The 16,264-nt window shown below is 69.2% G+C and carries 20 protein-coding genes; 8 read left to right on the top strand and 12 right to left on the bottom strand.

Annotated features, from left to right (window positions below):
• Positions 1-150 precede the first annotated feature (150 nt).
• Both Q5Z10_RS00825 and Q5Z10_RS00820 read right to left on the bottom strand, forming a co-directional pair.
• Positions 151-723, bottom strand: a complete 573-nt coding sequence (locus Q5Z10_RS00825; RefSeq protein ID WP_303639242.1) for an OmpO family porin — start codon at positions 721-723, stop codon at positions 151-153.
• A 295-nt stretch (positions 724-1,018) separates the two neighbouring features.
• Positions 1,019-1,393 carry a hypothetical protein gene (locus Q5Z10_RS00820; RefSeq protein WP_303637472.1) on the bottom strand — a complete coding sequence of 125 codons (375 nt, stop codon included), beginning with the start codon at positions 1,391-1,393 and terminating at the stop codon, positions 1,019-1,021.
• Positions 1,394-1,896: 503 nt separating this feature from the next.
• Here Q5Z10_RS00820 and Q5Z10_RS00815 point away from each other — a divergent pair.
• Both Q5Z10_RS00815 and Q5Z10_RS00810 read left to right on the top strand, forming a co-directional pair.
• A complete protein-coding gene (locus tag Q5Z10_RS00815; protein WP_303637471.1) occupies positions 1,897-2,271 on the top strand; it encodes a hypothetical protein in 375 nt (124 codons plus the stop codon).
• A gap of 70 nt (positions 2,272-2,341) precedes the next feature.
• Positions 2,342-2,818, top strand: a complete 477-nt coding sequence (locus tag Q5Z10_RS00810) for a YybH family protein (protein WP_303637470.1) — start codon at positions 2,342-2,344, stop codon at positions 2,816-2,818.
• A 66-nt stretch (positions 2,819-2,884) separates the two neighbouring features.
• Here Q5Z10_RS00810 and Q5Z10_RS00805 read toward each other — a convergent pair whose 3' ends face one another.
• The 5 genes from Q5Z10_RS00805 to Q5Z10_RS00785 form a co-directional block, all read right to left on the bottom strand.
• Positions 2,885-3,910: an NAD(P)H-dependent glycerol-3-phosphate dehydrogenase gene (locus Q5Z10_RS00805; protein ID WP_303637469.1), complete on the bottom strand. Its 1,026-nt coding sequence runs from the start codon at positions 3,908-3,910 to the stop codon at positions 2,885-2,887.
• A 20-nt stretch (positions 3,911-3,930) separates the two neighbouring features.
• Positions 3,931-4,449, bottom strand: coding sequence for a protein-export chaperone SecB (secB, locus tag Q5Z10_RS00800; protein WP_046985370.1), 519 nt, complete (start codon positions 4,447-4,449; stop codon positions 3,931-3,933).
• Positions 4,450-4,548: 99 nt separating this feature from the next.
• Positions 4,549-4,986 (bottom strand): rhodanese-like domain-containing protein, encoded by a 438-nt coding sequence (locus Q5Z10_RS00795; protein ID WP_303637468.1) that lies wholly within the window; start codon positions 4,984-4,986, stop codon positions 4,549-4,551.
• A 56-nt stretch (positions 4,987-5,042) separates the two neighbouring features.
• Positions 5,043-5,474, bottom strand: coding sequence for a hypothetical protein (locus tag Q5Z10_RS00790; RefSeq protein WP_303637467.1), 432 nt, complete (start codon positions 5,472-5,474; stop codon positions 5,043-5,045).
• A gap of 32 nt (positions 5,475-5,506) precedes the next feature.
• Positions 5,507-5,974, bottom strand: coding sequence for a YiiD C-terminal domain-containing protein (locus tag Q5Z10_RS00785; RefSeq protein ID WP_303637466.1), 468 nt, complete (start codon positions 5,972-5,974; stop codon positions 5,507-5,509).
• A 35-nt stretch (positions 5,975-6,009) separates the two neighbouring features.
• Between Q5Z10_RS00785 and Q5Z10_RS00780 the strand changes: the two genes are divergently transcribed.
• The 3 genes from Q5Z10_RS00780 (at position 6,010) to Q5Z10_RS00770 (ending at position 9,178) form a co-directional block, all read left to right on the top strand.
• Positions 6,010-6,798 (top strand): uroporphyrinogen-III synthase, encoded by a 789-nt coding sequence (locus Q5Z10_RS00780; RefSeq protein ID WP_303637465.1) that lies wholly within the window; start codon positions 6,010-6,012, stop codon positions 6,796-6,798.
• Positions 6,799-6,901: 103 nt separating this feature from the next.
• The gene (locus Q5Z10_RS00775; protein WP_303637464.1) at positions 6,902-7,876 is read left to right on the top strand and encodes a uroporphyrinogen-III C-methyltransferase; all 975 of its coding nucleotides are present in this window, start codon (positions 6,902-6,904) and stop codon (positions 7,874-7,876) included.
• Between the two features lie 6 nt (positions 7,877-7,882).
• Entirely contained in the window at positions 7,883-9,178 is a 1,296-nt protein-coding gene (locus Q5Z10_RS00770) for a heme biosynthesis HemY N-terminal domain-containing protein (RefSeq protein WP_303637463.1), read from the top strand.
• A gap of 96 nt (positions 9,179-9,274) precedes the next feature.
• Here the strand turns inward: Q5Z10_RS00770 and Q5Z10_RS00765 are convergent, their stop codons facing one another.
• Positions 9,275-10,570: an acetyl-CoA C-acetyltransferase gene (locus Q5Z10_RS00765; RefSeq protein ID WP_303637462.1), complete on the bottom strand. Its 1,296-nt coding sequence runs from the start codon at positions 10,568-10,570 to the stop codon at positions 9,275-9,277.
• A gap of 93 nt (positions 10,571-10,663) precedes the next feature.
• Here Q5Z10_RS00765 and Q5Z10_RS00760 point away from each other — a divergent pair, with 93 nt between their 5' ends.
• Positions 10,664-11,551, top strand: coding sequence for a hypothetical protein (locus Q5Z10_RS00760; RefSeq protein ID WP_303637461.1), 888 nt, complete (start codon positions 10,664-10,666; stop codon positions 11,549-11,551).
• 80 nt (positions 11,552-11,631) lie between these two features.
• Here Q5Z10_RS00760 and Q5Z10_RS00755 read toward each other — a convergent pair whose 3' ends face one another.
• From Q5Z10_RS00755 to Q5Z10_RS00740, 4 genes are all read right to left on the bottom strand, one after another.
• Positions 11,632-12,252, bottom strand: a complete 621-nt coding sequence (locus Q5Z10_RS00755) for a superoxide dismutase family protein (protein ID WP_303637460.1) — start codon at positions 12,250-12,252, stop codon at positions 11,632-11,634.
• A 31-nt stretch (positions 12,253-12,283) separates the two neighbouring features.
• On the bottom strand, positions 12,284-12,853 hold the full coding sequence (locus Q5Z10_RS00750; protein WP_303637459.1) for a superoxide dismutase family protein: 570 nt from the start codon (positions 12,851-12,853) through the stop codon (positions 12,284-12,286).
• Between the two features lie 93 nt (positions 12,854-12,946).
• Positions 12,947-14,395 carry a nitrogen regulation protein NR(I) gene (gene ntrC, locus Q5Z10_RS00745; RefSeq protein WP_303637458.1) on the bottom strand — a complete coding sequence of 483 codons (1,449 nt, stop codon included), beginning with the start codon at positions 14,393-14,395 and terminating at the stop codon, positions 12,947-12,949.
• Positions 14,388-15,449: a two-component system sensor histidine kinase NtrB gene (locus Q5Z10_RS00740; RefSeq protein ID WP_303637457.1), complete on the bottom strand. Its 1,062-nt coding sequence runs from the start codon at positions 15,447-15,449 to the stop codon at positions 14,388-14,390. Before Q5Z10_RS00740 ends, ntrC begins: the two co-directional genes overlap by 8 nt.
• Before the next feature lie 139 nt (positions 15,450-15,588).
• Between Q5Z10_RS00740 and Q5Z10_RS00735 the strand changes: the two genes are divergently transcribed.
• A complete protein-coding gene (locus Q5Z10_RS00735) occupies positions 15,589-15,870 on the top strand; it encodes a type II toxin-antitoxin system RelE/ParE family toxin (RefSeq protein ID WP_303637456.1) in 282 nt (93 codons plus the stop codon).
• 13 nt (positions 15,871-15,883) lie between these two features.
• Positions 15,884-16,180, top strand: coding sequence for a HigA family addiction module antitoxin (locus Q5Z10_RS00730; RefSeq protein WP_303637455.1), 297 nt, complete (start codon positions 15,884-15,886; stop codon positions 16,178-16,180).
• Positions 16,181-16,264 lie beyond the last annotated feature (84 nt).

Below are 16,264 nucleotides of genomic sequence, written 5' to 3'. Positions count from 1 at the left end.
CGGAGCGGTTCTCAGTCCGGTTCCCGCAGGCGCATCCTCCAGCGCGATTGATCGCAGAAAAAAAAGAAGCCCGGCGCGAGGCCGGGCTTCGGATGGCGGGTGGGAGAGAGGTCACACGCCATTTACACGCACTAACGACAGAGCGATGTCTTACCAGCTGAAACGCGGGCCCACGAACCACTCGCGGTCGCCGGCCTTGGCCAGCTTCACTTCGCCACTCACGCCCCAGTTCTGGTTGAACTTGGCGGTGGCGCCGACGCGGCCGTAGAACTCGCCGTCCGGGTTGATGCCGTGCTTCTTGCTGTAATCCTCGTAACCGGCCAGGGCGTAGCCCTCCAGGTACGGGTTGAACGCGGTGCGCACGCCGACTTCGGTGGAGTAGCCGTTGAAGTCCAGGCCGTGCTTCATGTCGAACTTCTGGTACGCCACGCGCGCCACCAGATCGGTGTTGGGTGCGATGCCGTAGTTGTAGCCGGCACCGATGCGCCACTGGTCGACATCGTTCTTGAACGTGTCGGTCTCCTGCGCGCTGTAGTCGCCGAAGATGTGGAAGTTCGGGTGCACGGCGACCGAGCCCTTCACGCCCCAGCCGTCGGCGTCGCCGCCCTTGGCATCGGTGTTCACATAGCCGCCTTCAACGTAGTTGTACGACAGGCCATCTGCCGCCGATGCCGCGAACGGCAGGGCAGCCAGCAGACCCAGGGCAAGCAGCGAATTCTTGATCATCGGGACACACCTTTCATTATTTTGGTTTCGTCGAACGCCCCTCGGGAGGGGAGGGAAGAGGGGCGTTCGACAGGTGTGAATTATCCGTTTGCTGGTGAAATCGACCCTGAATATTGTACTGACCGGTACATGAATGAAGTTGCCGTTCAGGGAACTCGGCGGTGATGTACCCGCGAGTCCTGAAGCCACCAAACGGCGCTGCGGGGTGAACGATGTCGGGGTGGCCGGGGTCTGTTGACGGCGGCCCGCTGCGCCAACGCTGACTGCGGCCGTGCCGTTCGGCCAGAGCGACCTAGAGCCGGCCCAGCGCGCGGTAACGGGTCGTGCCCTGCGCGACCAACCGCGCCAGCTCATCCATCAGCACCGGATCCCAGCGCTCGAAGTTGAAGCAGGATCTGCCCTGCATGCGCTTCTTCAACGCCGGGCTGATGTCGGCCAGCAACTCGGGAAATTCGTAGACCGGCATGAAGTGGAAGGCGTGCTTGCGCCCGGACACCTTCACGGCACCGAAGAACTGCGGCTTGCCCTTGGCATCCGGGTGGGGGGCGTTGGCGTAGAAATGCGAGGACGTGTCGTGCACTACCTGCAATGAACCGGCGGCATCGCGCAGCAGGCTGCGCAGTGCCGCGAACAGCTCGGGGGCGGGCGTCGTTGTGGCATCCGTCATGGGTCAGGCCCGTATCGGAACAACGTGGAGGAAGGTGCAGCGCTTGGTGCCCAGCCTAGCACCGTGGAGCTGTCGCAACTGGCCCCAGATGGCACCGGGGCGGGAAGCGCGATCAGAACCGCTGTCGCATATCGACCACGCGCTGCGCTCGCCTGCGTCACTACGGCCGGCCGGGGTTGGGCGGCATGGGACACTGCGTGGGTGCGGTGCACGGCGCTGCGATTGCAACTTGTCTGATGGGCGCAGCGGCGTTGCGCGGGTAGACAGGATGGGCCACCAGCCTACCGGTGGCCGGGCCTCGAAAACCCGTGCTTCTGCTTGATTACGCTTGCCAGCCGGCGTCACTTCACGTGGCGCCGGCTGGCAATCCGTCTGCCGGCCATGGCGGGCGGAGCGTGGAGGCCTTGTGCCTGCCGGTTCTGCAGAAGCCCCGGTTTTCGAGCCACGTCTCCGCCCGCCACCTTTGTGTGGCGGCCACCGTTCGTCCTGCACGGAGCCCCGCCATGACCACCCCCGAGTTCCCCCGCCTGCACCCGCACCGCGCTGCCGCCAGCGGCGAGCCGGCGGCCACGGCCGACACCGCCGAACTGCCCAGTGCCTTCGTTGCCACCCTGCGCCGCATCGGCCAGGGCGCGGCGGCCGACGGCCAGCCCTGGCCGGAGCGCCAGTTGATGCCTGGCCGACAGCAGGCGCTGGCAGACGCCGAATGCGCGCTGGCCGGGCTGCGCGTGGGCCTGGAAATGCTGCTGGCCGCCGAACGCATCCGCCGGGACGGTCCGCTACACGATCACCCCGGTGACCGGGTGGTGGAAGGGCTGATGATGGCGTGCCTGGCGATGACCGCGCAGATCAGTACGCGCCTGCGCCCAGAGGGGTGAGGCCGCGCAGTGTGCTCACGCTGCGGCAGAATGCATTCACGACGTTCCATCATCACCCGGAGCTGGATGCATGCGCGCTGTTGGACTCACCGTGATCGCCTGTTGTGCCCTGCTGCTGGCAAGGCCGGCCCTCGCCCACGATGCGGAAGGCGCGAAGCCGGCGCCGCCGCTTCCCGCTGCATCCCTGCCGGCGCCGCTGGAGCGCGTGCTCCGCGACTACGAGCAGGCGTGGCGCAAGGGTGACGCCACGGCGCTCGCCGCGTTGTTCGCAGCCGATGGCTTCATCCTGCAGAGCAACCGGCCACCGCTACGCGGCCGCAGCGCGATCGAGGCGGCGTATGCCGGACAGGGTGGCAGCCCGCTGCGGCTGCGGGCTCTGGCCTACTCGGCGGAGGGGCACACCGGCTACATCATTGGTGCGTACAGCTACGGCGACAACGTGGGCGACACCGGCAAGTTCACGCTGACACTGAAGCGCGCCGACGGTGGGCCGTGGTTGATCTTCTCGGACATGGACAACAGCAACGCACCGCCGCGGGCGCGGTGACGACGCTCCGCGGCATGGGCCGGCGCTGCCAGAAAAAACCCCGGCACGGGGCCGGGGCTTTTCGATTCACTTGAACAGCGTGTCCGGGTACTCCGGCTTCTGTTCGCGTGCCAGCAGTGCACGCAGGCCTTCTTCCGGGGTCTGCTCACCGTGCAGCACGGCGCGCACGCGGTCAGAGATCGGCAGGTCGATGCCATGACGGCGCGCCTGTCGCATCACTTCGTCGGCGGTCTGCACCGACTCGACTACCTGGCCGATTTCGCGCACGGCATCCTGCAGCGACTGGCCACGGCCCAGGGCCAGGCCCAGGCGGCGGTTGCGCGACAGGTCGCCGGTGCAGGTCAGCACCAGATCACCCAGGCCGGCCAGGCCCATCAGCGTTTCCGGCTTGGCGCCGATCGCAGCGGCCAGGCGCAGCATCTCGTTGAGGCCGCGGGTGATCAGGCCAGCGCGGGCGTTGAGGCCCAGCTGCATGCCATCGGCGACGCCGGTGGCGACCGCCAGCACGTTCTTCATCGCACCGCCCAGCTCGGCGCCGACCATGTCGTCGCCGGTGTAGGCGCGGAACGCCGGGCCGTGCATCGCTTCGGCCACCGTCTGCGCGAACTCGGGCACGTCGCCATGCACGGTGATCGCCGTCGGCAGGCCCAGCGTGACTTCCTTGGCGAACGAGGGCCCGGTGACCACGGCCAGCGGCACATCGTCACCCAGGATCTCGCGCGCCACTTCATGCAGGAAGCGACCGGAACCGGGCTGGAAGCCCTTGGTGGCCCAGGCCACGCCAGCGCCGGCCGGGCGCAGTGGCGCCAGCGCGCGCACGGTTTCATTGAACGCGTGCGAGGGCGTCACCACCAGGATCCAGGCCGCGCCTTCCACTGCCGACGCGAGGTCGGTAGTGGCCCGCAGCGATTCGGGCAGCGGTATGCCCGGCAGGTAACGCGGGTTCTCGTGGCGCTGATCGATGGCGTCGACCACGGCGGCATCGCGCCCCCACAGCACGGTCTGGCGACCGTGCCGGGCGAGCAGCGTGGCCAGCGCGGTTCCCCAGGAACCGGCGCCGAGCACGGCGATCTTGTCAGCGGTAGTGCTCATCCGTGACGTCGCGGCAGGGATCAGGCGTTGCCAGCCGGCTCGGAGTCAGCCAGCGACGGTGCGTCGCCCTGCTCCTGGCGCTGGCGCAGGGTCTCTGCGTACAGGCCTTCGAAGTTGATCGGCTGCAGGAAGAACGGCGGGAAGCCGCCGGCCTGGATCAGGTCGCTGACCAGCTGGCGCACGTACGGGAACAGGATGTTCGGGCACTGGGTGCCGAGCAGCACGTCGATGGACTGCGGGTCCAGGCCGACCAGACCGAACACGCCGGCCTGCTTCACTTCGGCCACGTAGGCGGTGCGCTCACCGGCCTGGCAGGTCAGGGTCACGGCCAGCACGACTTCGAAGGCGTTCTCGCCCAGGCGCTGGACCTGCTGGTTCAGGTTCAGCTGCAGCTCCGGCTGCACCTGGTCGTTGAAGATGGTCGGTGCATTCGGCGACTCGAAGGAAACGTCCTTGACGTAGATCTTCTCGACGGTGAACGCGGGGCCGGTGGCGGCATCGGCCGGCGCAACGGCGCCGTTGGTGGTCTCTTCGGACATTTCCAGGAACTCCAGTGAATGCAATGAAAACGATGGTCGAATTACTGCGATGGGGGCGGCGGCGGGCTCAAACAAGGCCACATCCGCCACCGCCTGCGATCAGTTGCGGCCCTTGACCAGCGGCAGGTCGGCCTGCTGCCACGCCGGGATGCCACCGTCGAGCACGAAGACCTTTTCGAAACCGGCCTTCTTCAGCGCCTTGGCGGCGGTCTCCGACGCGTTGCCGCTGCGGCACACCAGTACCACCGGGGCCTGCCTGGCGTTGGCCACCAGCTTGTGTTCCGGCCCGAACGCGCTGGCCTGGGCATTGCGGCTGCCGGCGATGTGGCCCTTTTCGAAGTCACCGCTGGGCGACAGATCGACCACCACCGTGCCGCCCGCGTTGATCAGCTGGGTCAGTTCGGCCGGCTTGATGCCCTTGAAGCCCCGGAACAGGCGGCGGATTTCGGTGACGATGAGGGCCACGGTCAGGCCGACCAGGGCCGCAGACAGCATCGGGTTTCGGCCTGCGAAGGCCAGCAACTCTTCGTAATTCACTCAGGTCACGGGTCGATTAGCGGGCGCCGATTGTCGCACAAGCCGGCCGTGGCCCGTCACTGCCCCTGCCACAGGTCGGGCAGGCCCGCGCTCTGCCACCAGCGCTTGGCCTCCGGATCCCAGCGCCAGCGCTCGGTGACCACCACGGTGCGCTCGGCCTGGGTGTTCTGGTTGATCACCCCGATCTCGACCCGGCGCTCGACCTGCCCGCCGTCCAGCGCGGCGGTGCTGCGCTCGCGATAGGACGACACCCGCAGCTGGGCGTAGCGGTTGAGCTCGAACTCGGTCGGCGGCTTTGCCTTGCGCAGCTGCGGGTCCAGATAGGCAATGGCATCGTCCATGCTGCCCCAGCGGATGGTGGCCCCATAGGCGATCTGGGTCTCTTCCAGCATCTTGCGCTGCTTGCGGGAGAGATCGTCGGCGCCGGCAGCGACGGCAACGCCGAGCAGCAGCAGGGAACACAGGAGGGTCTGGAAGAGGCGGCGCATCGGTGGTTTCCGCAGGGCGTCAGCCTGCCATCCTACCCTTTGGCGAAGGCAACGAAGCGACCGCTGAATTCGGCGGCGGCCTTGCCATCGGCCGCCGGCTGGCGGGCCACGATGCTGATGCGGGCCTTGCCACGCTGGCGGAAGGTGGCCAGGAAGGTGTCCCACGCGCTGCTTTCGGCCGCCTCGGCGTGGGCATGCAGGTCCTCGTAGACCGGGGCCAGGTAGCGCAGATTGCTGTCGGCCACATAGACCTCGGCGTCGTGGCCGGCCAGGCGCAGACGCAGGCTGACCAGCGCCCAGCCGGACAGGGTCAGCACCGAGGCCAGGCTGCCACCGAAGGCATTGCCCTTGTCGTTGACGTTGGCGGCCAGCGGCGCGGTGATGCGCAGCACGCCATCGGCATAGCCATCCAGGCGGATCTGCATCGCGCGGACCGCGGGCATGCAGTCCAGCACGTCCTGCAGGGCGGCCAACGAAGAGGTCAGGGCATCAACAGCCATCAGAGCAGCAACCACGACAACGAAGGGCCCGCATAATGACGGCAATGGCCAACCATACGATACCCACTGGCTGGACCCTGATCTCGCTGCGCCCGCAGGGGCAGCACGCGGCATTGCGCCGCGCGGTCGCTGAACTGGGCGGTACCACCGTCGCGCTGTCGCCCTGGCGGCTGCAGCGGGCGCAGGGCAGCGCCGCACGCCAGCATCTGCTGCAGGCACTGGACGCTGACCGGGTGATATTCACCAGCCCGGCGGCCGTGGCCGCGGCGGCCAGCCTGCTGCCGCTGGCCGCGGCGCAGCGCAGCCCCTGGCTGACCGTGGGCGAAGGCACGGCCCGCGCGCTGCGGGCCGAGGGCGTGGACCAGGTGCATGCGCCGCAGCGGATGGACAGTGAAGGGTTGTTGGCGCTGCCGGTGCTTGCAGGCGTGCAGGGCCTGCGAATCGGACTGGTGACCGCCCCCGGCGGCCGTGGCCTGATCGCCGCTGAACTGGACGCTGCCGGCGCGCGGGTCATCCGCGCAGATGTCTATCGACGGGTGCCCCTGCGTTTGTCGCGCCGCACCTTGGCGCGTTTGGCCCATTCCGCCGCGCCGTGGCTGTTGGCTGTCAGCAGTGGCGAGGCCTTGCAGCGGTTCTGGCAACAGCTGCCGGCAGCGTGGCAGCACCGCATGGCGACGGAGGCGACCGCCGTGGTCGCCAGCGACCGTCTGGGCGCCCAGGCGCAGGCGCTGGGCCTGGGCCGCGTGGTGCGCAGCGCCGGCCCGGGCAACGCCCAGCTGATCGCCGCTGCACACGCCACGCTCACCGGCCCCGCAGCGACCTGAACAGGCACCCGACCCTGGCTTGCCGGTGCCGCCGCCAACAGTGATGCTGTGCACAACGCTGCCTGCCGGACCCACCCGGCGTTGCTGGCGACAAGGAAGCCCGATGAACGATGCCCTGCCCCCTGCCCCGTCCCGTCGACCGCCGCGTTGGCTGCTGCCGCTTGCCGTGCTTGCGGTGCTGGGCGCGGGCGGCTACGCCGGCTGGCGCTACTGGCAGCAACAGCAGAGCGACCAGCAGGCCCAGGCGCAGACCACGGCGGTGCAGCTGAAGGGACTGGAGGCCACGGTGGAGGCACTGCGCCGGGACCAGCGCGCCACCAGCCAGCGGCTGCAGGATGCGGCGGCCACCAACCGGGTGCTGCGCGATGAAATGCTGGGCCTGTCGCAGCGCAGCGCCCTGCTCGAGGAGAATCTCGCCAGATTGGCCGACAGCGCCAACCAGGGCCGCCAGGCCGTGCAGCGTGATGAGGCCGAGCTGCTGCTGACCCAGGCAGCGCAACGGTTGGCCTTCGCCGACGACGTGGACGGCGCGCGCCGCCTGTATGCACAGGCCGCCGCGGCGCTGGCCGAGCTGCCCGACAGCGACGGCCTGAACCTGCGCCAGGCGCTGGTGCAGGAGCGCGATGCGCTGGATGCGCTGGGCGCCGGCCCGCGGGCGCACGCGCTGCAGCGCCTGGATGCGCTGGACAAGGCACTGCAGGGGCTGCCCGCGCAGATCGCGCAGGCGCCGGCGGCCACGGCCAGGCCGTGGTGGCAGGCTGCGCTGGCGCCGTTCGTGGATATCACCCCGAGCCGCCTGAACGGTCCACTGACCGCTGCCGAGCGCACCACCCTCGACACCGCGTTGCAGCTGGAACTGACCCTGGCCCGCGCGGCGATCGAGCGCGGCGATGGCAGTGGGCGTGACGCCGCGCTGAACCGCATCGACCACTGGGCGCAGCGGCGCTGGCCGGATTCACCGGACCTGCGCGCACAACGTGCTGAACTCGATGCCCTGCGCAAGCTGCCGCTGCACGCCGACAACACGGTGCTCGGCAGCACCCTGCAACAACTGCGTACCCAGACCGACCGGAGGTAAGCCCCTATGAAACCCCTGCAATCCCTGGTCGTGCTGTTGCTGGCCGTGGCCATCGGCGTGGTTGCCGCGCAATGGCTCGGCACCGATGACCTGAACCGCTACGGCGAAGTGACCCTGCGTTATGCCGGCTATGACTATCACAGCAACCTGCCCAAGGTGGCGCTGCTGACGGTGATCGGCGTGCTGGTGCTGTGGCTGCTGTGGAGCCTGATCGCCGCCCCGTTCCGTGCCTGGGGCCGGTACCGCCGCAAGCAGGGCCGGGTGCGCCTGATCGACGGTCTGCAGGCCTACGAGCATGGCCAGTGGCAGCGAGCGGAGAAGCTGCTGGACGGTGCCGCCAAGGATACGGAAGTCAGCGCAGTGGCCCTGGCCAACGCGGTGCGCAGCGCACAGGCGCGCGCCGACGTCGCCGGTGGCGAGGCGCTGCTGCAGCGGCTGGGCGAAAGCGATGCGACCCTGCATGCGCTGCTTCGCGCCGAACAGCTGCTGGCCAACGACCTGCCGGTGGATGCGATCAACGCGCTGGACGTGGCCGCGATCCAACCGCTGCCGCCGCGCGGTCTGTGGCTGCGCACCGAAGCCCTGGCGCGCGCCGGCCGCGCGCATGAGGCGTACGGCCAGCTGGGCGCGCTGCGCCAGAGCAAAGTGCTGCCGGCCGATTCCAGCAGCGAGCTGGAAGCCCGGCTGGCCGCGCAGGCGCTGCTGGAAGCTGCCGACGTCAACGCCTTGGCCGCACAGTGGGAAGCCACGCCGAAGGCACTGCGTCCGACCCCGGACGTGGTGGCCGCCTACGCGACCCGCGCGGTCGCCCTGGACTGGGACGAACCGGCGTTGCTGGCGCTCGAGCAGGCGCTCGACCACCGCTGGGACGACGAACTGGTGGCGCTGTATGGGCGGCTGCCGGTCGAGCGGCTGGCGACCCGCCAGGCCAATCTGCAGCGCTGGCGCAACGTGCACGATGATTCGGCGGCACTGCGTCTGGCGCAGGGCCGTGTCGCACTGGCACAACAGCAGTGGGATGCCGCCGACGCCTTCCTGCATGAGGCCATTGCTGCCGGCGCCGGTGCACCGGCGTGGGAAGCGCTCGGCGAAGCCTTCGCGCAGCGCGGCGAGCCCGCGCTGGCCGCGCAGTGCCTGGCCAATGCGCTGCGCCTGCAGCGTGGCGAAGACAGCGTCGCACTGGTGCGCGGCACCGATGCGCCGCTGCGCGCCACGGTGGAGGAGCAGCTGACCGCGCCGCAGCCGCCGGTGTACGACGCCAACGAAGAGCGCGACGCGTTCGGCAACCCGCGGTTGCCGTGACCCTGCAGCGTGCCGGCCAACGGCCGGCACCCACCGCAGCAACAACGAAAACGCCGCCCATCGGGCGGCGTTTTCATGTGGGGTGCGCGGTGCGGATCAGCGTTCGACGATCGCCACCACGCCCATGCCGCCGGCGGTGCAGATCGATACCAGCGCGCGGCCGCCGCCGCGTTCGGCCAGCTGCTTGGCCGCCGTGGCGATCACGCGGGCGCCGGTGGCGGCGAACGGGTGGCCGGTGGCCAGCGACGAACCCAGCAGGTTGATCTTGTCCGGGTCGATGCGCCCCATCGGCGCGTCCAGGCCCAGACGGTTGCGGCAGTAATCCTCGCTCTCCCAGGCACGCAGGGTGCACAGCACCTGCGCGGCGAAGGCTTCGTGGATCTCGTAGATGTCGAAGTCCTGCAGGGTCAGGCCGTTGCGCTTGAGCATCTCCGGCACGGCGACGGTCGGTGCCATCAACAGGCCTTCGCCATGCACGAAGTCCACCGCCGACACGTGCGCGTCGCGCAGGTAGGCCTGCGGCTCATGGCCGTGCGCACGCGCCCACTCTTCGCTGGCCAGCAGCACCGCAGCGGCACCGTCGGTCAGCGGCGTGGAGTTGGCGGCGGTCAGCGTGCCGCGGCCGGAGACCTTGTCGAAGGCAGGCTTCAGCGTGGCCAGCTTTTCCAGCGAGGTATCCGGACGCAGGATGTTGTCGCGCTCGACGCCGCGGAACGGTGCGATCAGGTCGTTGAAGAAGCCGCGCTCGTAGGCGGCGGCCAGCTTCCTGTGCGACGACACCGCCCATTCGTCCTGCGAATCACGGGAGATGTTCCATTCCTTGGCCATGTCCTCGCAGTGGTCGCCCATGCTCTTGCCGGTGCGCGGCTCGGCCACGCCTGGGAATTCCGGCTTGAGCTCGGCGAACTTGAAGCCGGCGGTGAGCGCGCGGATCTTGTCGCCGGTGCTCTTGGCGCGGTTGGCCGCCAGCAGGCGCGCGCGCAGCTTCTTGCCATACACGATCGGCACGTCGGAGGTGGTGTCCGAGCCGCCGCCGATGCCCGATTCGATCTGGCCCAGCGCAATCTTGTTGGCCACGGTGATGATGCTGTCCAGCGAGGTGCCACACGCGCGCTGCAGGGTGATGCCCGGGGTCAGCGGCGACAGGCCGGAGGACAGCGTGGCTTCGCGGCCCAGGTTCCAGTCGCTGGAGTGCTTGATGACCGCACCCATCGCCACTTCGCCCAGCTGCTGGCCATGCAGGCCGAAGCGCTCGACCAGTGCGCCCAGTGTCCGCACCGACATGCCGAGGTTGCCGACATCCGAATACGCGGTGTTCTGGCGGCAGAACGGAATGCGGACGCCACCGAGGATGGCGACGGGACGAGCGTTGGGCATGGAGATACCTGGCATGGATGAGGGTGTCTGCAACATGGCCTGCACGACAGAGCAGGCATAATGGGGCCAAGTGTAGCTGCCGCCCTGTGATGGGCCAACCGTGGAACCATGAGCAAACCCGACCCTGCGATGAATGCCCTTGGCGTGCTGGCCCTGGAACTGGCCGGCGGTGAAACCCCCCGCCAGGCGGTGCTCAGCGCTGAACATGCCGGCGAACTGGCCGAGCGTGTCGGCCGCGATCTGGCCAAGCTGGTGCCGCAGGTGGCCGAGCTGGACCTGGTGTTCGCCGCCGCCCATTTCGACCCGGCCGAAGTACTGCGCCCGGGCTGGCCGATCCATCGCCGCCTGGAAGAACTGCAGATGCGCGCGCCCGGCCGCAACCAGGGGCCGCGCCTGCTGGCGTTCGGGGCCGGCGCTGACGGCGATGTGCCGTTGCCGTTCCAGGCCGACCCGGGTCTGGTGGGCGGGGGCCTGCGGGTGGTGCCGTTCCTGCTGACCGGCAGCGACGCGGCCACCATCTCGGCCGTGGCCGATGCGCTGGAAGAGGTGTTGCTGGCCAATGGCATGGCGCATGCGGATACCGCATTGATGGCGCAGAACAACTTCGGTGCCCGGGTCGAGCACGCGCGCTATTTCACCGTGAACGATCTGGCCGCGATGATGTCGATGCAGTACGACAACCAGGGCCTGGCGGCGCTGTGGCCGTTGATCGAAACCGCGATCCTGGCCCCGGGCCAGGATGAATGGCTGGACGCGGCGCCCGAGCCGCTGCTGCGCTACACGCAGGGCGAGGCGCGCATGGCGCTGTTCGATCCGGCCGGCTGGTGCGCGTACTACAACCACGGCACCGGCGACTGCGACCGCCTGCAGGGCATCTACGAGCAGTTCCTGATGCGCCAGCGGCAGATGGCCGCGGTGCTGGAAGCGCATGGCGTGCCGGTGCTGTTCGTGCACTGCGAGGCCGGGCAGGACGCGCGCGCGCTGTTGGCGCGCTGAATTCCGTACGCATGTCGCCGGGCATGGCCCGGCGCTACCGCGAGGAAAAACGCCGGCTTGCGCCGGCGTTCTTCTTTTTCTTACGGGGCCTTCTGGATGACTGCGCAGGCCAGGCGCGCTCCCGCGTTGCCGGTCGGCTGGGTCGTGTAGTCGTCCGGGTCGGCGTGGACGATCAGGCCGCGGCCGATGATGTCGAAGTCATCCCCCTTGCCGATGTTGACGTTGCTCGACACCGGACCATCGATGGTGGCAACACCCTTGTCGTCGGCCTTGATGTTGGGCATGTCGCCGCCGTGGTGCGGGTCGGCGGCTACGCTGCCGTGGTCCTGCTTGCCCGGGTTGAAGTGACCGCCGGCGCTCATGCCGTCCGGCGCACTGCAGTCGCCCTTCTCGTGGATATGGAAGCCGTGCTCGCTGCCCGGCTTGAGGCCGGTGATCTGGCCGGTCACGTGCACCTTGCCGTCGACGACCTTGAAGGTGACGCTGCCCTTGGTCTGGTTGCCCTGGGTCGGGGCCAGTTCGGCGGTGGCCGAGGTATCGGCGGCCGGGGGAGTGGCCGCCGCCGGTTCCGCCGGCGCGGCAGCAGCTTCGGCCGGGGGCGTGGTCGGGGTTTCCGCCGCCGGCGCGGCCGGCTGCTGGTTGCAGGCCGCCAGGCCCAGCGCGGCGATGGCCGCAAACAGCGAAGTGTGGATCAGACGCATGGAATCTCTCCTTGGGAAATGCCGGTAGCGATCAGCGGGTCACCCGGATCACGCCGCAGGCGATGCGGACGCCGGCATTGCCGGCGGGCTGGCTGCGATAGTCGTCGGCCCGGGCATGCACGACCAGTGCACGTCCGGCGATATCGGTGGCGGCGCCTCCGCCAAGGGTAACGCCCTTCAGATGGACATCGACGTTGGCGCGGCCCTGGGCGTTGGCCTGCAGGTTGTCGATGTCGCCCAGGTGGTGCTTGCCGCTGCCGGCGCGACCGTGCGCGACGCCAGCGGGATTGAAATGGTTGCCGGCACTGCTGGCATCCACCGCGCTGCAGTCGCCGCGTTCGTGGATGTGGAACCCGGCCTGCTGCATCGGCTGCAGGCCGCCGACCAGGCCGGTGAGATGCACGCCGCCGCTTTCCGGCTTCAGCACCAGGCGCCCGCTGACGATGCTGGCCGAGGCCGGGGCGAGGTTGGCTTCGGCCTGCTGCGCGGTGCTGACCACGGTGGCGGGCGGTGGGGTGGGCTGCGGCGTCTTCGGTGCGCTGCCACAGGCAGACAACAGCGCAGCGGCGGACAGCGGCAGGATGGCAACAGACAGGCGCATCGACGACTCCTTGCAGGTGACACTAAGCGTTGCATCGTCCATGAACGATCAACAGTTCGGCAAGCGGGTGCGAGGATCGCGTGCAGGGACCGTTCAATGGCCCCCGCGGCGACGCCCGGCACCCAGCTTGCGGGTAAGCGTGTTGCGGCCCAGCCCCAGCCGGGCCGCGGCTTCGGCACGGCGGCCATGGGTAATCTGCAGCGCGGCCTCGAGCAGCGCGTGATCGACCCGCTCGCGCACCTGGGCGTGCAGCCCCTCGGCGCCTTCGGCCAGCTGCCGCCGCGCCCATTCCGCCAGCAGTGCCTCCCACTGGGCCGGATCGGCACCGGCGGTGCTGCCGCGGCGACTGCGCGCCCGGTTCAGTGCGGTATCGACATCGGCCACGCCGATGGTGTCGGCCGCGGCCAGCGCGGCCATCCGCCAGCACACGTTCTCCAGCTCGCGCACATTGCCGGGCCAGTCGTGTTCGCGCAGCGCCTGCAGCGCGGCCGCGGTCAGCCGTTTGGGCGGTGTGTCCAGCCTGCGCGCAGCGGCGGCAAGGAAGGTGCTGGCCAGCTGCGCGATGTCCTCGCGGCGCTCGCGCAGCGGCGGCAGCTGCAGGCGCACCACGTCCAGGCGGTGCAACAGGTCGGCACGGAACCTTCCTTGTGCGACCAGCCCTTCCAGGTCCTGGTGGGTGGCGGCGACCACGCGCACATCGACCCGGATCAGCTCGCGGCCACCGACGCGGAAGAATTCGCCCTGCGCCAGCACGCGCAGCAGGCGGGTCTGCAGCGGCAGTGGCATGTCGCCGATCTCGTCGAGGAACAGCGTGCCGCCGTCGGCCTGTTCGAAGCGGCCGATGTGGCGGCGCTGGGCGCCGGTGAAGGCGCCCGCCTCGTGGCCGAACAGTTCGCTTTCCAGCAGTTCGGCCGGGATCGCCGCCGTATTGAGCGCAACGAACGGCGCGTGCGCGCGCGGCGATTCACGATGCAGTGCATGGGCCACCAGCTCCTTGCCGGTGCCGGTTTCACCGGTGATCAGCACCGCCAGCGGCGCCTGTGCCAGGCGGCCGATGGCGCGGAACAGCGCGCGCATCGGCGGTGTATCGCCCACCAGCTGTGGCGGCTGGTCGCTGCGGCGTTCGATGTCGGGCGTGGGCGCCGCCATCGCTGGCGCCACGGCCGGCAGCACCCGCTGCGCCAGCGCCACCGCATCGTCCAGATCGAACGGCTTGGACAGGAACTCGTGCGCACCGCCGCGGAACGCGCCGGCGGTGCTGGCCACATCGGTATAGGCCGACATCACCACCACCGGCAGCTGCGGCAGCATGGCCTTGAGCTTGTCCAGCAGCACCAGTCCATCGTCGCCGGGCATGCGTACATCGGTGAACAGCAGCGCCGGCGGCGGGCCCTCGCTCAACGCCTGCAGGGCGGGAGCGGCGCTGTCGAAATCAACAACCGGGTAGCCGGCCTCGCGCAGCGCGGTGCACAGCACGAAGCGCACGGCGCGGTCGTCGTCGACCACCCAGATGCGCTGCGCGGAGGTAGGTGACTCAGACATCGCGCGAGGCCTCCTCGGCCGCTGCGGCGCCACTACCGATCGGCAGCAGCAGGGTGAACACGGTATGTCCCGGGCGCGAGCGGTAGGTCAGCGTGCCGCGATGCTCGCGCGCCACCTGCTGCGCCAGCGCCAGCCCCAGTCCAGTGCCTTCGGCACGACCACTGACCAAGGGCAGGAACAGATGCTCGGCCAGTTCCTCGGGCACGCCACGGCCGTCGTCGGCGATTTCCAGGCGCAGGGCCAGCGTGTGCAGCTGTTCGGCGATGCGTACGCCGTGCTCGACGCGGGTGCGCAGGGTGATGCTGCCGGCGCCGGCCTGGATCGCGTTGCGCACCAGGTTCCACACCGCCTGGGTGAGGCGGTCGGCGTCGCCGTGGAATTCGGGAATGCTCGGGTCGTAGTCGCGCTGCAGACGTACCGCCCAGCCGGCCTCGTTCTCGGCCAGCCGCAGCACGCGCTCCAGCGCGGCATGGATGTTCAGTTCGGCGTGCGGCGCCGCCGGGGCCGGCGATAGCAGCTGATCGAGCAGGCCATTGAGGCGCTCGATCTCCGAGCCGATCAGCTCGATCAGTTCGCGTTCGCTGGCGTCGCGCTGGGCGGCGCGGCGGGCCAGCAGCTGGGCCGCGCCCTTCAGCCCGGCCAGCGGGTTGCGCAGTTCGTGGGCCAGGCCCTTCAGCGCCGCGCTGAGCGCGCTGGGCAGGGCCTGGGTCGGGTCGAGCCCGGGGAACTCATCGACCGGATGCGCCTCCAGCAGCCAGCCGCCATCGTCGCGGCGGCTCATCCAGCCCTCGGCGAAGCGCGGCGCCTCGCCAGGCACCGCCAGCGCCAACCGGTGCAGGCGCAGGCTGTCGCGCTCGTCGCGTGCCAGGAAGTGGGCCAGTGCTTCGCCCTGCACTTCCAGTGCGGCCAGCGGCTGGCCGAGCAGGCGGCGACCACTGACGCCCAGCCAGCGGCCAAAGGCCGGGTTGCAGCCGATGATGCGGCCATCGGCCCCGGCCCAGGCCAAAGGCGTGCCGAGGGCATCGAGGGACGGCGGGGGTGCGGGGTCGGACATTGCACCAATGTAGTGCAAAACGGGGGTCGGCCATCAGATCGCATCGAGTGCGTCACCGGACGTCGTGCTTGGGAATTACCTGTCAGGCTTGCTGGGCGGATACTAACGGCTTACGATACTATCGACAAACGTTACTATCATGCCGATCCAGTCGTTCGCCTGCAAACGCACGAAGGCGCTGTTTGTTGGCCAACGCGTACCGAGGTGGCGCCACATCGAAGCCGCTGCTCTGCGCAAGTTGGCGATGCTCAACGTTGCGGCCGATCTGCGGGATCTGCGCATACCTCCGGCCAATCGACTGGAGGCGTTGCACGGAAACCGGTGCGGCCAGTACAGCATCCGCATCAATGATCAGTTCCGGCTGTGCTTCGTCTGGACCCGAGAAGGCCCCGCCGAAGTCGAGATTGTCGATTACCACTGAAGGAGCCGCGCGCATGCGAACCGCCCCCTACCCCGCTCCCGGCGAGATCCTGCTGCATGAGTTCCTGCAGCCGCTTGGTATCACCCAGTACCGCCTGGCCAAGGCAATTGGCGTTTCGCAACGTCGCATCGGCGAGATTGTTAACGGCCAGCGTGCCGTAACGGCAGATACCGGACTGCGGCTGTCCCGTTACTTCGGCGTGTCCGACAGGTTCTGGATCGGACTGCAGGCGGATTTCGACGCGGCGATGACCAAGGAGAAGCTGGCCGAGGTGCTGGCGCGGATCGAGCCTTACAACGCGGTGGCATGAACCTGTCCGGGGTCGGATCCCTTTGCGTCAGAAAAGGGCCCTGCCCCCTGCAGGTCGAGCAAGCTCGACCCTTACCAGATGCGT

Origin of the sequence: Stenotrophomonas sp. 704A1, from assembly GCF_030549525.1 — a bacterium.
Lineage (GTDB): Bacteria > Pseudomonadota > Gammaproteobacteria > Xanthomonadales > Xanthomonadaceae > Stenotrophomonas > Stenotrophomonas tuberculopleuritidis.
Note: the sequence above shows the minus strand (reverse complement) of the source record. Positions and strands in the feature narration are given on the sequence as shown.